This window comes from Sphingomonas sp. GC_Shp_6 (assembly GCF_026540835.1).
Taxonomy (GTDB): domain Bacteria; phylum Pseudomonadota; class Alphaproteobacteria; order Sphingomonadales; family Sphingomonadaceae; genus Sphingomonas.
Genome location: NZ_JALNUO010000004.1, coordinates 258,669 through 275,063, shown reverse-complemented (window position 1 = coordinate 275,063; position 16,395 = coordinate 258,669). Strand labels below are relative to the sequence as shown.

The 16,395-nt window shown below is 67.1% G+C and carries 18 protein-coding genes and 1 tRNA gene; 9 read left to right on the top strand and 10 right to left on the bottom strand.

The window, feature by feature from the left end:
* Positions 1-5: 5 nt before the first annotated feature.
* The 4 genes from yidD to OXQ95_RS07660 form a co-directional block, all read right to left on the bottom strand.
* On the bottom strand, positions 6-218 hold the full coding sequence (yidD, locus tag OXQ95_RS07675) for a membrane protein insertion efficiency factor YidD (protein ID WP_242096894.1): 213 nt from the start codon (positions 216-218) through the stop codon (positions 6-8).
* Positions 215-535: a ribonuclease P protein component gene (gene rnpA / locus OXQ95_RS07670; RefSeq protein ID WP_267381118.1), complete on the bottom strand. Its 321-nt coding sequence runs from the start codon at positions 533-535 to the stop codon at positions 215-217. Before rnpA ends, yidD begins: the two co-directional genes overlap by 4 nt.
* Before the next feature lie 2 nt (positions 536-537).
* On the bottom strand, positions 538-672 hold the full coding sequence (rpmH, locus tag OXQ95_RS07665; protein WP_242096896.1) for a 50S ribosomal protein L34: 135 nt from the start codon (positions 670-672) through the stop codon (positions 538-540).
* Positions 673-761: 89 nt separating this feature from the next.
* Entirely contained in the window at positions 762-1,061 is a 300-nt protein-coding gene (locus tag OXQ95_RS07660; RefSeq protein ID WP_242096897.1) for a hypothetical protein, read from the bottom strand.
* Between the two features lie 99 nt (positions 1,062-1,160).
* Between OXQ95_RS07660 and OXQ95_RS07655 the strand changes: the two genes are divergently transcribed.
* The 4 genes from OXQ95_RS07655 (at position 1,161) to OXQ95_RS07640 (ending at position 4,186) form a co-directional block, all read left to right on the top strand.
* Positions 1,161-2,669 (top strand): YifB family Mg chelatase-like AAA ATPase, encoded by a 1,509-nt coding sequence (locus OXQ95_RS07655; protein WP_267381037.1) that lies wholly within the window; start codon positions 1,161-1,163, stop codon positions 2,667-2,669.
* 275 nt (positions 2,670-2,944) lie between these two features.
* Positions 2,945-3,466: a 50S ribosomal protein L10 gene (gene rplJ / locus OXQ95_RS07650; RefSeq protein WP_242097064.1), complete on the top strand. Its 522-nt coding sequence runs from the start codon at positions 2,945-2,947 to the stop codon at positions 3,464-3,466.
* Positions 3,467-3,530: 64 nt separating this feature from the next.
* Positions 3,531-3,908: a 50S ribosomal protein L7/L12 gene (gene rplL / locus OXQ95_RS07645; RefSeq protein ID WP_242096911.1), complete on the top strand. Its 378-nt coding sequence runs from the start codon at positions 3,531-3,533 to the stop codon at positions 3,906-3,908.
* 193 nt (positions 3,909-4,101) lie between these two features.
* Positions 4,102-4,186, top strand: a tRNA-Leu gene (locus OXQ95_RS07640).
* A gap of 9 nt (positions 4,187-4,195) precedes the next feature.
* Here the strand turns inward: OXQ95_RS07640 and OXQ95_RS07635 are convergent.
* Entirely contained in the window at positions 4,196-5,440 is a 1,245-nt protein-coding gene (locus OXQ95_RS07635; RefSeq protein WP_242096912.1) for a TetR/AcrR family transcriptional regulator, read from the bottom strand.
* Positions 5,441-5,594: 154 nt separating this feature from the next.
* Here OXQ95_RS07635 and OXQ95_RS07630 point away from each other — a divergent pair, with 154 nt between their 5' ends.
* The 5 genes from OXQ95_RS07630 to OXQ95_RS07610 are packed head-to-tail and all read left to right on the top strand — an operon-like array spanning position 5,595 to position 10,595.
* Complete coding sequence (locus tag OXQ95_RS07630) at positions 5,595-6,878, top strand: acyl-CoA dehydrogenase family protein (RefSeq protein ID WP_267381036.1); 1,284 nt, start codon at positions 5,595-5,597, stop codon at positions 6,876-6,878.
* The gene (locus tag OXQ95_RS07625) at positions 6,878-7,960 is read left to right on the top strand and encodes a Zn-dependent alcohol dehydrogenase (RefSeq protein ID WP_267381035.1); all 1,083 of its coding nucleotides are present in this window, start codon (positions 6,878-6,880) and stop codon (positions 7,958-7,960) included. The genes OXQ95_RS07630 and OXQ95_RS07625 overlap by 1 nt, the downstream gene beginning before the upstream one ends.
* The gene (locus OXQ95_RS07620) at positions 7,957-9,012 is read left to right on the top strand and encodes a phosphotransferase family protein (protein ID WP_267381034.1); all 1,056 of its coding nucleotides are present in this window, start codon (positions 7,957-7,959) and stop codon (positions 9,010-9,012) included. Before OXQ95_RS07625 ends, OXQ95_RS07620 begins: the two co-directional genes overlap by 4 nt.
* A 3-nt stretch (positions 9,013-9,015) precedes the next feature.
* Positions 9,016-9,786 (top strand): SDR family oxidoreductase, encoded by a 771-nt coding sequence (locus tag OXQ95_RS07615; RefSeq protein ID WP_267381033.1) that lies wholly within the window; start codon positions 9,016-9,018, stop codon positions 9,784-9,786.
* Between the two features lie 11 nt (positions 9,787-9,797).
* On the top strand, positions 9,798-10,595 hold the full coding sequence (locus tag OXQ95_RS07610) for an SDR family oxidoreductase (protein ID WP_267381032.1): 798 nt from the start codon (positions 9,798-9,800) through the stop codon (positions 10,593-10,595).
* Position 10,596: 1 nt separating this feature from the next.
* On the opposite strand, the gene OXQ95_RS07605 is transcribed toward OXQ95_RS07610, so the two are convergent.
* From OXQ95_RS07605 to OXQ95_RS07585, 5 genes are all read right to left on the bottom strand, one after another.
* Positions 10,597-11,004 (bottom strand): BLUF domain-containing protein, encoded by a 408-nt coding sequence (locus tag OXQ95_RS07605; protein WP_242096918.1) that lies wholly within the window; start codon positions 11,002-11,004, stop codon positions 10,597-10,599.
* Positions 11,005-11,079: 75 nt separating this feature from the next.
* Positions 11,080-11,958 (bottom strand): acyl-CoA thioesterase II, encoded by an 879-nt coding sequence (locus tag OXQ95_RS07600; protein WP_267381031.1) that lies wholly within the window; start codon positions 11,956-11,958, stop codon positions 11,080-11,082.
* Between the two features lie 11 nt (positions 11,959-11,969).
* Positions 11,970-13,097 (bottom strand): acyl-CoA dehydrogenase family protein, encoded by a 1,128-nt coding sequence (locus OXQ95_RS07595; RefSeq protein ID WP_267381030.1) that lies wholly within the window; start codon positions 13,095-13,097, stop codon positions 11,970-11,972.
* A gap of 99 nt (positions 13,098-13,196) precedes the next feature.
* A complete protein-coding gene (locus tag OXQ95_RS07590) occupies positions 13,197-14,381 on the bottom strand; it encodes an acyl-CoA dehydrogenase family protein (RefSeq protein ID WP_267381029.1) in 1,185 nt (394 codons plus the stop codon).
* Positions 14,378-16,393 (bottom strand): 3-hydroxyacyl-CoA dehydrogenase NAD-binding domain-containing protein, encoded by a 2,016-nt coding sequence (locus OXQ95_RS07585; protein ID WP_267381028.1) that lies wholly within the window; start codon positions 16,391-16,393, stop codon positions 14,378-14,380. Before OXQ95_RS07585 ends, OXQ95_RS07590 begins: the two co-directional genes overlap by 4 nt.
* Positions 16,394-16,395 lie beyond the last annotated feature (2 nt).

The window sequence follows — 16,395 nt, the reverse complement described above, 5'->3', positions numbered from 1 at the left end:
AATCTTCATGGAACGGGATCGGGTCCGTACCCGCCCCATGGATGACAGCGCGCGATGCGCTTTGCCGCCAACCAGCTCCCTCTGGCCGCGCCATAGCGGCGAAGCGCGGTGATTGCATAGGCCGAACAGGAGGGCTGGAACCGGCAGGAGGATGGCAGGATCAACGATGGCCCGAGCTGCCAACCCCGCGCGAGGAGGATCAGCAGGCGCGCGATCACCGGCGCACCTTGCCGAGCGCCTTGGCCAGTTCCCGCCGCAGGTCGCCATAATCGCGCTCGATCCCGCCGTTGCGGCCGATCAGAACGTGATCAGCGCCCGCGATGCCGTTTTCCGGCAGCAGTTCGCGCGCCAGCGATCGCAGCCGCCGCTTCATGCGGTTGCGCACCACGGCGTTGCCGACTTTCTTGGTGACGGTGAAGCCGACGCGCATCGTGTCGTCACCGTCCTTGCGCGCGCGCACCAGCAGGACGAATCCCGGCATCGGCGCCCGCTTTCCCCCGTTGGCCGCCAGGAAATCCCGGCGGCGCGTGAGGATGTTCAGGCCGACAGCTTCTTGCGGCCGCGGTTGCGGCGGGCGCGAATCACGCTCCGTCCGCCGACCGTCGCCATCCGTGCGCGAAAGCCGTGACGGCGGGTGCGCACCAGGTTGCTCGGCTGAAAGGTCCGCTTCATCGTTCATGTCCTGATCGTACGAATGAAAAGGGCCGCCACGCGGGACGGCCTTTGTTGGCGGCAGCGCATAGGCAAGACGGGGCGCCAAGTCAATTCGCTCCGGGCGGTCCGATGTCGCGGGTGCGGGCATGCCGCCGCCGCGCACTCGGCCGGCGCATGGCGCGATCGACCAGGTTCCCCGTCCGCGGCCAGCGCCGCTTCAGCCGGGCCCAGCGCACCTTGGCGCGGTAGGAGTTGCGCAGGATCAGGATCAGTCCGCCCGCGAACAGGAAGATCCCGCCCGGCCCGGGCAGCGGCCCCACCACCCCTGCGCCCACGATCAGGACGCCGCCGAGGACGAGCTGGGCGATCCGCATCGCGGGGTGACGGGGTGGGCGCATCGCCGCCATGTGGCTCCGGTGTGTTGCGGCGGCAAGACGGCGCCGGTGGCGCGCCCTGCAAAACCGCTTATGAACGGCGGCTGACGATGGGCATTCGGGGGTGTGCGCGTGGCGACGATTGTATCGACGGTGGCGTATCTGGGGCTGGAGGCGCGCGCCGTCGAGGTGCAGGTGCAGCTCATCCCGGGGCTCCCCGCCTTCAACGTCGTCGGTCTGGGCGACAAGGCGGTGGGGGAAAGCCGCGAGCGGGTGCGTGGCGCGATCGCAGCGATGGGCCTCGCGTTGCCGCCCAAGCGGATCGCGGTAAACCTTTCGCCCGCCGATCTGCCCAAGGAGGGATCGCATTTCGACCTGCCGATCGCGCTCGCGCTGCTCGGCGCGATGGGCATCGTCGATGTCGAGACGCTGGCGGACTATGTCGTGGTGGGCGAACTGGGGCTTGATGCGCGGATCGCACCGTCGCCGGGCGTGCTGCTCGCCGCGCTCCACGCATCGGCAGAAGGGAAGGGGCTGGTCTGCCCTGCGGCGCAGGGATCGGAAGCGGCCTGGGCCGGATCGATCGAGGTGGTCGCCGCGCCCGATCTCCTCGGCCTCATCAACCATTTCAAGGGTCACGGGCTGCTTCGCCCACCGGAACCGGGCGAGGCGGACGATGTCGTGCACGGGCCGGACCTGCGCCAGGTGAAGGGGCAGGAGACCGCCAAGCGGGCGCTCGAGATCGCAGCGGCCGGCGGGCACAACCTCCTGATGTGCGGGCCGCCGGGCGCGGGAAAGTCGCTGATGGCGGCGTGCCTGCCGGGCATATTGCCGCCGCTCGATGCGGCCGAGGCGCTGGAGGTGTCGATGGTGCAGTCGGTGGCGGGGACGCTCGCGAACGGACGCCTGACCCGCAATCGCCCGTTTCGCAGCCCGCATCATTCGGCCTCCATGGCGGCGCTGACGGGCGGCGGGCTGAAGGTGAAGCCGGGCGAGGTGAGCCTCGCGCATCTCGGCGTGCTGTTCCTCGACGAACTGCCCGAGTTCCAGCGTGCGGTGCTCGATTCGCTGCGCCAGCCGCTCGAGACCGGCATCGTGAGCGTCGCGCGCGCCAACGCGCATGTGAATTTTCCGGCACGCGTGCAGTTGATCGCGGCGATGAATCCCTGCCGATGCGGTCATCTGGGCGATGCGAGCCTCGCCTGCGCCCGTGCACCGCGATGCGCCGCCGATTATCAGGGCAAGATATCGGGCCCGTTGCTCGATCGGATCGATCTGCATGTCGATGTGGCGGCCGTCACCGCCGCCGATCTCGTCCTGCCGCCGCCCGGCGAAGGTTCCGCCGAAGTCGCAAGCCGCGTCGCCGCCGCGCGGCAGGTTCAGACGCGCCGTTACGCGAACGCCGCGGCACGGACCAATGCCGAAGCCGATGGTCCGCTGCTGGATGCGGTCGCGACGCCCGACGATCCGGGCCGCACGCTGCTGGCGCAGGCGGCCGAGACGATGCGGCTCACCGCGCGGGGCTATACGCGGATTCTGCGGGTGGCGCGCACGATCGCGGACCTGGCGGGCGCTGAATCGGTCGGGCGCACGCATGTTGCGGAGGCTTTGAGCTATCGCCGCCGGCCACCCGTGGCCTAGCGCCAGGTTGACGGGGGGCACCGATCTGCTATGGGCGCCCTCGTCCCGGTGGTTCGTCCGCCGGGTTCCGTCCAAGACAGTGGGTGCCGCGGGTTCGCCGTGGCTTAATTTCCCGCCGAGACGGGGATGAAGGATTTCACCGCCCGATCGCTTCCACGAAGCGTCGCCGGTCTGCCTCCCATGCCCCATCGAAGGACACCCCGGTGGGGTTCCGCTCCACCGGTCTTGAACCGGGTGACGCGTTCGCGCGTGTCGCCCAGAATGTGGAGAATGGCATGGATCGCGATCAGAAGACCGCAGCCGTCGCCGAGCTGAACCGCAATTTTGCCGAAGTCGGCGTGGTGGTCGTCACCCGCAACCTCGGCATGACCGTCGCACAGTCCACTGTGCTGCGGAACAAGATGCGTGACGCCGGCGCGACCTACAGGGTCTCGAAGAACAAGCTTGCCATCATCGCGCTCGACGGCACGGACTACGGCTCGATCGGCAGCATGCTGACCGGTCCCGTGGCGCTGGCCACCTCGATCGATCCCGTCGCGGCCGCCAAGGTGGCCGTGGATTTCGCGAAGACGAACGACAAGTTCGAAATCGTGGGCGGGGCGATGGGCGCGACTCCTCTCGACGTAGCCGGCGTGCAGGCGCTTGCGACGTTGCCCTCGCTGGATGAACTGCGCGCCAAGATCCTCGGCCTCATCGTGGCACCCGCCACGAAGATCGCCACGATCGCGCAGGCTCCCGCGGCGCAGCTCGCCCGCGTGCTGTCGGCCTATGCCGAGAAGGACAAGGCAGACGCCTGATCTTCGGATCTTCGTTTCGACCGACTGACACTTTGGGGCGATGCGCCCCGCATGGAGAATGAACATGGCAGACCTGAACGCGCTGGTTGACAGCCTGAGCGAACTGACCGTCCTCGAGGCGGCCGAGCTTTCCAAGATGCTCGAAGAGAAGTGGGGCGTTTCGGCGGCCGCAGCGGTTGCCGCACCGGCCGCCGGTGGCGGCGGCGCAGCAGCGCCCGCAGCCGAAGAGCAGACCGAGTTCGACGTGATCCTCACCGGCGACGGTGGCAAGAAGATCAACGTCATCAAGGAAGTCCGCGCGATCACCTCGCTCGGCCTGACCGAAGCCAAGACGCTGGTCGAGTCGGCTCCCAAGGCCGTCAAGGAAGGCGTGTCGAAGGACGAGGCCGCCAAGATCAAGGCGCAGCTCGAAGCCGCCGGCGCGACCGTCGAGGTCAAGTAAGCCGCAGCGGGCGTGCGCTGGCAACAGCGCGCGAAACTCGCAAGGCCGGCCGGCGGAGCACAGCTCCGTTCGACGTCATGGGATTCGGTCCCATGACGGCTCGCCGACGAAAAAGAAGGGCGGCTCCTTGCGGGGCTGCCCTTTTTCGTTGCTCCCGGCTATCCGCTTGCGTTACCCGGAGCGCCACGCCGATGCGGGTGTGGTGGAATTGGTAGACGCGCCGGACTCAAAATCCGGTTCCGCAAGGAGTGTCGGTTCGAGCCCGACCACCCGCACCAGACGCGCGCCTAGAGCGAGGCCGCGCGATCGTCGAACAGGCCGAACAGCATCGTCGAGGCGTACATGGCGATCGCCTGATCGCGCGGCATGGTGCCCGCCCATTTGCGCATGTCGAACGCCGCGTTCTGGAGCGCCATCAGCGCCTGCGCCGCGATCAGCGCGTCGACCGGGCGGCATGACCCTTGCGCGATGCCGTCCATGATCGTGCCCGCATAACGCCTGGCGGTCCGGTTCGATCGATCGAGCATGGCGGCGCGCGCCTCGGGCGGCAGGCCGCTCAGTGCGGTGGTGCGCAGCAGGGGGCCGCGTTCGGCGAACTGCACGTCGAGCAGGGTAGCGATCACGCTCGACAGCCGGTGCCACTCACTGCCGCCGACGGCGTCCGCGCGGGCCTGCGCGCCGGCGATGGTGTCGAAGCTGCGCCGGTAACAGGCGATGACGAGGTCGTCCTTGGCGTCGAGATGGTGGTAGAAACTGCCCTTGGTGACGTTCAGCTGCGAGGCGATGCGCTGCACCGACGCGCCGCGATAGCCCAGTTCGTTGATGAGCCGGGTGGCCGCCAGCAGGAACGCCTCTCGCCCCGGCTCGCGACCGTCATGCGCCAGTTCCAGCATCGTCGGCGACCAGCTCTCGCCGGGCGCGGCGATGCCGTTGGCGAAGACGTCCATCAGCCGCGCCTCCACCCGGCCATATTGATCGGGATCGTAGCGCGACAGCCAGACCGGGAGCCAGAAGGTGTTTTCGAGCAGCACATGCGCGCGTGCGCCGAACAGATCGGTCTGCGCGCGCGTGGAGGCCGTGCCCCATAATCCCCGCGTGGCGCGGAAGACGCGCTGCCAGCCTGCCATCAGCCGGGCGCGCACCGGATCCTCCGTGGCGCGCAGATCGGACAGGACCGCGAAGGCGGTCTCCTCGCCACGCTCGATCCGGGCGAGTCGGTCCATGTTGAGCGAGAGATAGCGCGCGACGCGTTCGCGCGCGCTGGGCGCGGTCATCGCCTCGTCGAGCATCGCCATCAGGCTGGCGAGCGTGTTTTCGAAGGCGGCGGCGGCAAGGTCTTCCTTGCGCTTGAAATAATAGGTGACGCTGGTCGTGTTGAGCCCGACCCGACGTGCGACATCGGCGAAGGTCATGCCCTTCGCGCTCTGTTCGTTGATCGCCTCGGCCGCCGCGGCCAGGATCGCATCGCGCTTCGCTCGAAAACGCTTCGTGCCCTGTTCGCCTTCGGTGGCACGCCCCTCCATCACGCTCATGCCGCGGACAGTATCAGCTTCGATTCGAAGGAACAGTGTTTTTTGCAGCAGGCGGTGCGCCGCGCCGCATCGGCGTCGAAAGCCGCGGCACGGCGCTTTACCGAAGATGCGGTACGGTCTAAGCGCGGTGGCGACGAGCGATGGAGAGGGTGCGATGGATTTCACGCTGAGCGAGCGCGAGACGTTTTTCCGGGACCGGGTCCGCGATTTCATCGCGCGCGAGATCGCGCCGCGCCAGGCGGATTACGACGCGCAGAGCCATGAGGGCGATCGGTGGAAGGTGCTGCCGGTGATCGAAGAGGTGAAGGAGAAGGCAAAAGCCGCCGGTCTCTGGAATTTCTTCATGCCGCCGCATTCCGGCCAGACGCATGTCGACGACAGTTTCGAATTCGAGGGCACGCAGCTTACGAACCTCGAATATGCGCTGTGCGCCGAGGAAATGGGCAAGATCGGCTGGGCCAGCGAATGCTTCAACTGTTCGGCGCCCGATACCGGCAATATGGAAGTCTTCCATCGTTACGGTACGCTGGATCAGAAGGAGCGGTGGCTGCGACCGCTGATGAACGGCGAGATCCGCTCCGCCTTCCTCATGACCGAGCCGGCGGTGGCGTCGTCGGATGCCACCAATATCGAGACCGCGATGATCCGCGATGGCGATCACTACGTCATCAACGGCACGAAATGGTGGTCGAGCGGCGTCGGCGATCCGCGCTGTGCCGTCGCCATCGTGATGGGCAAGACCAGCTTTGAGGGTTCGCGCCATAGCCAGCAAAGCCAGATCCTGGTGCCGATGGACACGCCGGGCGTGACGATCAAGCGGATGCTTTCGGTATATGGGTACGATCATGCGCCGCATGGTCACGGCGAGGTCGAGCTGAAGGACGTGCGGGTTCCGGTCGAGAACGTCCTGCTCGGCGAGGGGCGCGGCTTCGAAATCGCGCAGGGTCGTCTCGGACCGGGCCGCATCCATCATTGCATGCGCACCATCGGCGTCGCCGAAACCGCGATCGAGGCGATGGCGAAGCGGCTGCTCAGCCGGGTGGCGTTCGGCAAGCGGATCGCGGATCACTCGGTCTGGGAGCAGCGGATCGCCAAGGCGCGGATCGATATCGAGATGACGCGGCTGCTCTGCCTGAAGGCGGCCGACATGATGGACAAGGCCGGGAACAAGGCGGCGCAGCTCGAGATTTCGATGATCAAGGTGCAGGCGCCGAACATGGCGCTCCAGATCCTGGACGATGCGATTCAAGCGCATGGCGGCGGCGGAGTCTCGGGCGATTTCAAGCTGGCGCATGACTGGGCGGCGATGCGCACGCTGCGTTTTGCCGACGGACCGGACGAGGTGCACAACCGGTCGATCGCGCGCAACGAGTTCGGCAAATATGGCGCGCGGAACAGCGACCGGGTGTCGAGCGGCGATGTCGGAGCGAGCCGCTGATGAAGGCCGCGGTCCTGTTCGAAGCCAAGACGCCGCTCTCGATCGAAGACGTCGCGGTCTCCAAGCCGCTCGCGCACGAGGTGCTGATCCGGACGATGGCGGTGGGCGTCTGCCGGTCCGACCTCCACTTCGTCGACGGCGCCTACCCGCACGCGATGCCGACGATTCCCGGTCATGAGGCGTGCGGCGTCGTCGAAGCGATCGGCGACGAGGTGAGAAGCGTGAAGGTGGGCGATCACGTCGTCACCTGCCTCTCGGCCTTTTGCGGTCAGTGCGAGTTCTGCGTCACCGGCCGTATGTCGCTGTGCATCGATGCGAGCGTGCGGCGGCCCCGGGGCGCGGCACCGCGGCTGATGATGGGCGAGACGCCGATCGCCCAGATGCTGAACCTCTCCGCCTATGCCGAGATGATGCTGGTGCACGAACATGCGTGCGTCGCGATCGATCGCGACATGCCGATGGACCGCGCGGCGCTGCTCGGTTGTGCCGTCACGACGGGGGCGGGCGCGGTGTTCAACGCCGCGGCGGTCGTGCCGGGCGAAACCGTGTGCGTCGTCGGGTGCGGCGGGATCGGCCTTGCCGCGATCAATGCCGCGAAGATCGCCGGCGCCGGCAAGGTGATCGCGCTCGATCCCGTGGCAGAAAAGCGCGCGCTGGCCGAGAAGCTGGGCGCGACCCACACGATCGATGCGGGGAGCGAAACCGCCGCCGATGAGGTGGTCGCCATCAGCAAGGGCGGCGTCCATCATGCGATCGAGGCGGTCGGCCGTCCGCAATCCGCCGCCACGGCGGTGAAGGTGCTGCGGCGCGGTGGCACCGCTACGATCCTGGGCATGATGCCGCTGGGCGAGAAGGTGGGGCTCTCCGCGCTCGATCTGCTGGCCGACAAGACGCTGCAGGGCGCGCTGATGGGTCGCAACCACTTCCCGGTCGACATCCCCCGACTGGTGGATTTCTACATGCGCGGATTGCTCGATCTCGACACGATCATCGCGGATCGCATGCCGCTCGAACGGATCAACGACGCGTTCGACGAATTGCGCAAGGGCGACACCACGCGCAGCGTCATCACCTTCGCATGACCGACACGCGCTCCGCCACGATCCCGGTGGGCGAGAAGGACCGGCTGGACACGGCCCGGCTGACCGCCTGGATGGAGGCGAACGTGGCCGGCTTCGAGGGGCCGCTCACCTATGCCAAGTTCGCTGGCGGCCAGTCGAATCCGACCTACCGGATCGACAGCCCTTCGGGCGCCTATGTGCTGCGCCGCAAGCCGTTCGGCGAATTGCTGCCGAGCGCGCATGCGGTCGACCGCGAATATCGGCTGATCTCGGGGCTCCATCCTACCGGCTTCCCGGTCGCCAAGCCTTATGGCCTGTGCACCGACGAAGCGGTGATCGGCGCGATGTTCTACGTCATGGGGCTGGCCGATGGCCGCAATCTCTGGGACGGAACGCTGCCGGGTTACGCGCCGGCCGAGCGTACGGCGCTGTACGAGGCGATGTGCGATACGCTCGCCGATCTTCACAATGCGGATTACCAGGCCGCCGGTCTCGGCGATTACGGCAAGCCCGGCAATTATTTCGCACGCCAGGTCGAACGCTGGACGCGGCAATATCGCGCGAGCGAAACCGAGACGATGCCCGAAGTCGAGCGGCTGATCGAATGGCTGCCGCGCACCATTCCCGAACAGACGCGGACCTCGATCGTTCATGGCGATTACCGCATCGACAACATGATCTTCGCGCCCGACACGCCGCGGGTGATCGCGGTGCTCGATTGGGAGCTGTCGACGCTCGGCGATCCGTTGGCCGATTTCTCCTATTTCCTGATGAGCTGGGTGACCGAACCGGAAGGCCGGTCGGGCGTGCTCGGCCATACCGGTCCCGAGACGGGCATCCCGACGATCGAGGCGATGACCGCGCGTTACTGCGCCCGCACCGGTCGCGACGGCATCCCCGATCTCAACTGGTACTTCGCGTATAATCTGTTCCGCCTGACGGGCATCGTCCAGGGCATCAAAAAACGCATCGCCGCTGGCACGGCGTCGAGCGCGCAGGCGGAAGCATCGGCCGCCGGAGTCTACCGGCTCGCCGCCGCGAGCTGGAAATTCGCGCAGATGGCAGGAGCCTAGGCGATGACGACGACGCTCTTCGATCTGCACGGCACGGTCGCGGTCATCACCGGTTCGTCGCGCGGGATCGGCAAGGCATCCGCCTTCGCGCTCGCGGAACAGGGCGCGAAGGTGGTGATCTCCAGCCGCAAGCAGGACGCGTGCGATGCGGTCGCCGCCGAGATCGACGCGCGCTTCGGCAAGGGCACCGCGCTGGCGGTCGCCGCGAGCATCTCGGACAAGGCCGCGCTGCAGCATCTGGTGGACGAGACGCGCCGCTGCTTCGGCCGGATCGACGTGCTGGTCTGCAACGCCGCCTCCAATCCCTATTACGGGCCGCAAGCCGGGATCAGCGACGAGCAGTTCCGCAAGGTGCTCGACAACAACATCCTCTCCAACCACTGGCTGATCGCGATGGTGGCGCCCGAGATGCGCGCGCGCAAAGCGGGGAGCATCATCATCGTCTCGTCGATCGGCGGTTTGCGGGGCACGCCGATCATCGGCGCCTATGCGATCTCCAAGGCCGCGGACATGCAGTTGGCGCGCAACCTGGCGCATGAATTCGGCCCCGACGGGGTGCGCGTGAATTGCATCGCGCCGGGCCTGATCCGCACCGATTTCGCCAAGGCCTTGTGGGAAGACGAAGCCGCGGTGGCCGAGCGCAACCGCACCACGCCGCTCGGCCGGATCGGCGAGGCGCATGAGATCGCGGGCGCGGTCGTCTATCTCGCCGCGCCCGCCAGTGGCTTCATGACGGGCCAGGTCATGGTGATCGACGGCGGCGTCACGATCTGAGGGAGCGATCCATGCGTTTCGAGAACAAGTCGATCGTCGTCACCGGTGCCGGATCCGGAATCGGCCGCGCCACGGCATTGCTGTTCGCGCGCGAAGGCGGTCGCGTCATCGTCGCGGATCGAAGCGAGGGCGCGCAGGCCACGGTCGACAGGATCGCCGCCGATGGTGGCGATGCGCGCGCGATCCAGATGGACGCCGGCGACGAAGCGGACGTAATCCGCACGATCGCACTGGCCTGTGACAGCTTCGGCGGCCTTGACATCCTGTTCGCCAATGCCGGCATTTCCGGCGGCATGGCCAATCTGTTCGACACCGATGTCGCGCTCATCACCGAGGTGCTGCGCGTCAATCTGATCGGCCCGTTTCTGGCGATCAAACATGCGGCACCCCGGATCGCGGAGCGCGGCGGGGGCGCGATCGTGCTGACCGCGAGCGTGGCGGGGCTGCGATCGGGCGCGGGTTCGCCCGCCTATTCGGCGTCCAAGGCCGGTGTCATCAACCTGGCGCAGGTGTCGGCGCAGCAGCTTTCGGGATCGAACGTCCGCGTCAATGCGGTATGCCCGGGCCTGACCGAGACCGGCATGACGAAGCCCGTGTTCGACTATGCCCGCGAGGCCGACAAGATGGACCGGGTAGGGCGCCTCAATCCGCTTCGCCGTGGCGCCCAGCCCGAAGAGCTGGCCGAGGTCGCGGCGTTCCTCGCGTCGGATGCGGCGAGTTATGTCAATGGTCAGGCGATCGTGGTGGATGGCGGGCTGTCGTCCAGCCATCCCGTCACCCGGCAGGACTATGGCAGAACCGCCGCCTAGATCAGGCGGCGGTGTGGAGCTGGGCGAAGCTGGTGAAATAGGCGCGCAGATTGGCGTCGGTGATGGACGCCGTCAGTTGGGAGACGGTGGCGTGAAGGTCGTTCGAGACGGTGGTCGGGCCGGCGCGGCGATAGCCCATGCTCCACGCTTCGAAGCTTCGCGTCTCGATCCGGTCCTGCGACAGGAGCACGATCGCATGATGGCGTTCGTCCCGTGCGATGCGCGCATAGACGGTATCGACCGCGGACTCCTCACCTTCGAGCGCCTGAAGGAAACGCCGGCCGCCGGCGACGAGCATGCCCGTCACGCCCACCCGCGCATTGTTGCGCCGCGACGCCGTCAGGATCGACTCCAGCGTGGTGTCGTCCAGCGGCGTTCGTGTCGTGCTGATATAGAGTAGCCGCTTCATCCGTGACTCCCAAGTGATTGGGATCACCGTAAAATCACTGTTCGAATGAACCGTTAACGACGCCTTCAACCTGGATCAGTCGCGCAGCCGAATCAGGCCTTCCTGCGCCACGCTGGCGACCAGCCGGCCATCGCGCGTGAAGATCTTGCCCCGGTTGAACCCGCGCGCGTGCCCTGCCCATGGACTGTCGGTCGCGTAGAGCAGCCAGTCATCGGCGCGGAAGTCCTCGTGCAGCCAGAGCGCATGGTCGAGGCTTGCGGTCTGGAGATTGTGCGTCATCCAGTTGACGCCGTGCGGCAAGGTGCACGTGCCGAGCAGCGACATGTCGCTGGCATAAGCGAGGATCGCACGGTGCAGGGCCGGATCGTCGCCGATCGGTGCGCACAGGCGAAACCAGCTTGCCTGATGCGGTTCGCGAACCTCCGGGCGAAACCAGCTTCGGGGATGCACGGGGCGGATCTCGATCGGCCGGGCGCGCAGCAGGTGACGGCGGTATTTTTCGGGGATGTCGTCGATCGCCTCGGCGCGCAACGCGCGTTCCGACTGCAGCGCCTCGGGCGGCGGCACGTCGGGCATCGCGTCCTGGTGATGCAGCCCCTCCTCCGGCGTCTGGAAGGAGGCCGCCATGTTGAGGATCGGCTGGCCCTTCTGCATCGCGATCACGCGCCGCGTCGCGAAGCTGCGCCCCTCGAAATCCCGCACCACGCGGAAGAGGATCGGATGATCCTCGCTGCCCGGACGCATGAAATAGGCGTGCAGCGAGTGCGCCGCCTTGGGGCCGTCATTCGATCGCTGCGCGGCTTGCAGCGCTTGCGCGATCACCTGCCCGCCGAACACGCGACCGATGCCGCCGGGCTGGCGCTTGCCGCGATAGAGGTCGGTATCGATCTCCTCCACCTCGAGCAGTTCGACCAGCCCGTGCGCCAGGGCATCGGGAGATGCGTCGGCTGGCATGTCGGGCGCCATCAATAGCCCGCCGCGACCGCCAGCCGGTCCGCGTGAAAATTGGCATCGCCGAACACTTCGGCCAGCACGCGCGCGCGTTTCATATAGAAGCCGATATCATATTCGTCGGTCATGCCGATGCCGCCATGCATCTGCACGCCCTCCTGCACGCTCAGCGTGGTCGCGAGTGCGGTCATCGCCTTGGCCACCGATACGGCTTCGTCGGCACGGTCATGGCCGGCATCGAGCAGTTGCTGCGCCTTCAGCACCGCCGCGCGTGCGACCTCCATCTCGGAATAGAGATGCGCGGCGCGGTGCTGGAGCGCCTGGAAGCTGCCGATCAGCAGGCCGAACTGCTTGCGCTCCTTGAGATAGCCGACCGTCCGGTCCATCGCACCGCGGCCCACGCCGAGCAGTTCGGCCGACGCGCCCGTGCGCCCCGCCCGCAGCAGCCGGTCGAGCGGGTCGCGGCCGGCATCCACCTCGCCGATCACGGCATCGGCATCGACGGTGACGCCGTCGAAGCTGAGGCGCGCGGCGAGGCTGGAATCGGCGAGCCGCTCGGCATCGGCGAACAGCCCTGCGGCATCCTTGGGCACGGCGAACAGCGTCACACCGGCGGCATCGTCGGGGCTGCCGGCGGTGCGCGCGGCGACGATCAGCAGGTCGGCGACATGGCCGTGCACGACGAAGCGCTTCGCACCGGACAGGCGAAAGCCGTTGCCCGAACGCTCGGCGGTCATCGCGACCGTGCCGCGGTGCTTCGCGCCCTCGTCGATCGCGAGTGCCGCCACGGTTTCACCCGCGACGATGCCCGGAAACCAGCGCTCCGCCTGCGCGCTGCCCTTGAGCGCCTCGACGGCTGCCACCGACGTGGTGAGAAAGGGCGAGGGGGACAGATTGCGGCCGATCTCCTCGAGCACGATCCCGGCCTCGACATGGCCCATGCCGAGGCCGCCCTGGTCCTCGCCGATCAGGATGCCGGTGAAACCCATTTCCGCGAACTGCTTCCACAGATTGCGGCTGAAGCCCGTCGCATCCTCCGCATCGCGAAGCGCGCGCATATGGCTGACGGGGGCGGCCTCCGCCACGAAGTCGCGGATCGTGTCCTGGAGCGTGGTCTGATCGTCGTCGAGATAGAGAGGCATGGTCTTCTTTCTTTCGTCGTGCCCCGCGACGGGGGCATCTCCGGAGTGTCCGTGCACTGCCACGCCGGCGCATGGGCGGGCGTGGCAGCCGGGGGCGGCTCAGGCCCCCGGCAGTTCCAGGATCCGCTTGGCGATGATGTTCAACTGGATCTCGCTCGTGCCGCCCTCGATCGAGTTGGCCTTGGTGCGAAGCCAGGCGCGGGGCGCGGCGCCGCCATGGCTGGCTTCGCTGTCCCATTCGAGCGCGTCCGATCCGCCGGCCGCCATGATGAGTTCGTGGCGGCTCTTGTTCAGCTCGGTGCCGTAATATTTCATCATGCTCGGCTGGGCCGGGTGGGCACGGCCGGCCTTCAGCTCGTCGATAAACCGTTCGGACATCGCCCCGAACGCCTTGGCACGCACCTCGAAAAGCGCGATCGACGCGCGCAGCAGCGGATCGGCCAGCCGGCCGTCATGACCCAGCCCCACCGTCGCGATCGCGCCGATGACCAACGGGTTCTCGCCCTGGCCGCCGAGCCCCATGCCCGAGATCATCTCGCGTTCGTGGCCGAGCAGATATTTGGCCACGTCCCAGCCCTTGTTCTCGTCGTGAACGCGGTTGACCTTGGGCACCTCGACATTGTCGAAAAAGGTCTCGCAAAACGGCGAGTTGCCACTGATGAGCAGGATCGGCTTGGTCGAAACGCCGGGTGAGGCCATGTCGAACAGCACGAAGCTGATCCCGCCCTGCTTCGATTCCTTCGATGTGCGGACGAGGCAGAAGATCCAGTCCGCCTTGTCGGCGTAGCTCGTCCAGACCTTCTGGCCGTTGACGAGATAATGGTCGCCCTTGTCCTCCGCCGAGGTGGCGAGGCCGGCCAGATCGGAGCCGGCATTGGGTTCGGAATAGCCCTGGCACCAGCGGATCTCGCCTCGCGCGATCTTGGTCAGGTGGTCGAGCTTCTGCTCCTCGGTGCCGTATTTGAGCAAAGCGGGCCCGAGCATCGAGATGCCGAACGAATTCAGCGGATTGCGCGCGTGGATCGCGGCCATCTCTTCGCGCAGGATCTTGGTTTCGGCCGGGCTGAGCCCGCCGCCGCCATAGGCCTTGGGCCAATCGGGCACGGTCCATCCCTTGGCGGCCATGCGATCGAGCCAGTCCTTCTGCGCCGGGCTCGATGGCGTGAAGTTGCGGCCGCCCCAGCACACGTCCTTGTCGGTGCGGACCGGCTCGCGCATCTCGGGCGGGCAGTTCTCCGCCAGCCAGGCGCGGGTTTCCGTGCGGAAGGTGTCGAGATCGCTCACTTGATGGTTCCGTTCTTCAGGCTCTGCGCGACGGTGAAGCCGTGCTTTTCCAATCCCTTGACGACCTTGTCATAGCCTTCGGTCTTGGCCCAGAACATCGGGCCACCACGGTAGACGGGCCAGCCATAGCCATAGATCCACACGACATCGACATCGCTCGCGCGCTGCGCCTTGCCTTCTTCGAGGATCAGCGCGCCTTCGTTCACCATCGGATAGAGCGTGCGCTCGACGATCTCCTCGTCGGTGATCTCGCGGACATTGCTGCCCGATTTGGCGCGGAACTCCTCGATGATCTCGGCGACGCGGGGCGAGGGGGTCGGCTGCCGCTTCTCGTCATAATCGTAGAAACCGGCCTGTTTCTTCTGCCCCCATCGCCCTTCGGCGGCGAGCGCGTCGCGGATATTCTCGATCCGGCTCGGATCGCGATGCCAGCCGATGTCCACGCCCGCCAGATCGCTCATCTGGAACGGCCCCATCGGCATGCCGAACGCGACATGGACGCGGTCGATCTGCTCGGGGGTCGCACCCTCCATCAGCAATTTGTTCGCCTCGACCTGGCGCGGCATCAGCATGCGGTTGCCGATGAAGCCATAGGTGACGCCGGCCACGACCGCGACCTTCTTGATCCTCTTGGCGAGCGCCATGACCGTCGCCAGCACGTCGTCGGCGGTCTTCTCCCCGCGCACGACCTCCAGCAGCTTCATGACATTGGCAGGCGAGAAGAAGTGCATGCCGACGACGTCCTGTGGACGCTTGGTGCACGCCGCGATCTCGTCGATGTCGAGGTAGGACGTGTTCGAGGCGAGGATCGCGCCGGGTTTGCAGATCGCATCCAACTTGGTGAAGATGTCCTTCTTCACCTCCATGGTCTCGTACACCGCCTCGATCACCAGATCGCATTCCGCCAACGCGGCGAAATCGAGCGTCGGATTGAGCGCGCCCATCGCGGCTTCGACCTGCCCGGGCTTCAGCCGGCCCTTGGCAGCGGACGCCTCGTAATTCTTGCGCACCACGCCGGTGCCGCGGTCGAGCGCCTCCTGCTGCATTTCCACGATCGTCACCGGGATGCCGGCCGACAGGAAGTTCATCGCGATGCCGCCACCCATCGTGCCGGCGCCGATCACGCCCACGCGCTTGATGTCGCGCAGCGTGGTGTCGGCGGGAACGTCGTCGATCTTGGCGGCCTGACGTTCGGCGAAAAAGATATGGCGCTGCGCGGCGGACTGGACACCGGTCATCAGCCGCATGAACTCCTGCCGCTCGAACGCGATGCCGTCGGCGAAGCTCGAACCATCGGTTGCCTTTTCGACGCAGGCGATGTTCGCGGCGGGCGCTTCGAAGCCACGGAACCGGCGTGCATTCTCCTTCTTGAAGGCGGCCACCGCCTCCGGATCGGGCTGGGCGGTCTTTTCGGATGCGCGGGGCAGGGGGCGCTTGTGCGCAACTTCCTGCGCGAAGGCGATCGCGTCGGCGACGAGACTGTCCTCGCCGACGATCCGGTCGATCAGCCCGGCATCCAGCGCCGTCTTCGCCGAGATCGGATCGCCCTTCGCCGTCATCTCCAGCGCGAGCTTCACGCCCGCGATCCGCGGAATGCGCTGCGTGCCGCCCGCGCCCGGCAGCAGGCCGAGCTTCACCTCGGGCGTGCCGATCTTCGCCGACGGCACCGCGACCCGGTAGTGGCAGCCAAGCGTCACCTCGCATCCGCCACCCAGCGCCGTGCCGTGGATCGCCGCGACCACCGGCTTGGACGACGCCTCGATCATGTCCACGACCATGGGGAGGCCCGGCTCGACCGGCGGCTTGCCGAATTCGGTGATGTCGGCGCCCGCGAAAAAGGTGCGGCCGTCGCAGCGGATCACCATCGCGGCAACGCTGTCGTCGTTCACGCCCTGTTTGATCGCGGCTTCCAGCCCCTGGCGGACGGCGGCGCCCAGCGCGTTGACGGGCGGATTGTTCGACACGATCACGAGCACATCGCCGTGGCGCTCGGTGCGGATGGGGGACGTCATTC

Coding starts and splice junctions, on each gene's coding strand:
- rpmH (WP_242096896.1), bottom strand. CDS start 672: ATGAAGCGGACCTTTCAGCCGAGCAACCTGGTGCGCACCCGCCGTCAC.
- OXQ95_RS07660 (WP_242096897.1), bottom strand. CDS start 1,061: ATGGCGGCGATGCGCCCACCCCGTCACCCCGCGATGCGGATCGCCCAG.
- rplJ (WP_242097064.1), top strand. CDS start 2,945: ATGGATCGCGATCAGAAGACCGCAGCCGTCGCCGAGCTGAACCGCAAT.
- rplL (WP_242096911.1), top strand. CDS start 3,531: ATGGCAGACCTGAACGCGCTGGTTGACAGCCTGAGCGAACTGACCGTC.
- OXQ95_RS07635 (WP_242096912.1), bottom strand. CDS start 5,440: ATGAGCGTGATGGAGGGGCGTGCCACCGAAGGCGAACAGGGCACGAAG.
- OXQ95_RS07630 (WP_267381036.1), top strand. CDS start 5,595: ATGGATTTCACGCTGAGCGAGCGCGAGACGTTTTTCCGGGACCGGGTC.
- OXQ95_RS07625 (WP_267381035.1), top strand. CDS start 6,878: ATGAAGGCCGCGGTCCTGTTCGAAGCCAAGACGCCGCTCTCGATCGAA.
- OXQ95_RS07620 (WP_267381034.1), top strand. CDS start 7,957: ATGACCGACACGCGCTCCGCCACGATCCCGGTGGGCGAGAAGGACCGG.
- OXQ95_RS07615 (WP_267381033.1), top strand. CDS start 9,016: ATGACGACGACGCTCTTCGATCTGCACGGCACGGTCGCGGTCATCACC.
- OXQ95_RS07610 (WP_267381032.1), top strand. CDS start 9,798: ATGCGTTTCGAGAACAAGTCGATCGTCGTCACCGGTGCCGGATCCGGA.
- OXQ95_RS07605 (WP_242096918.1), bottom strand. CDS start 11,004: ATGAAGCGGCTACTCTATATCAGCACGACACGAACGCCGCTGGACGAC.
- OXQ95_RS07600 (WP_267381031.1), bottom strand. CDS start 11,958: ATGCCAGCCGACGCATCTCCCGATGCCCTGGCGCACGGGCTGGTCGAA.
- OXQ95_RS07595 (WP_267381030.1), bottom strand. CDS start 13,097: ATGCCTCTCTATCTCGACGACGATCAGACCACGCTCCAGGACACGATC.
- OXQ95_RS07585 (WP_267381028.1), bottom strand. CDS start 16,393: ATGACGTCCCCCATCCGCACCGAGCGCCACGGCGATGTGCTCGTGATC.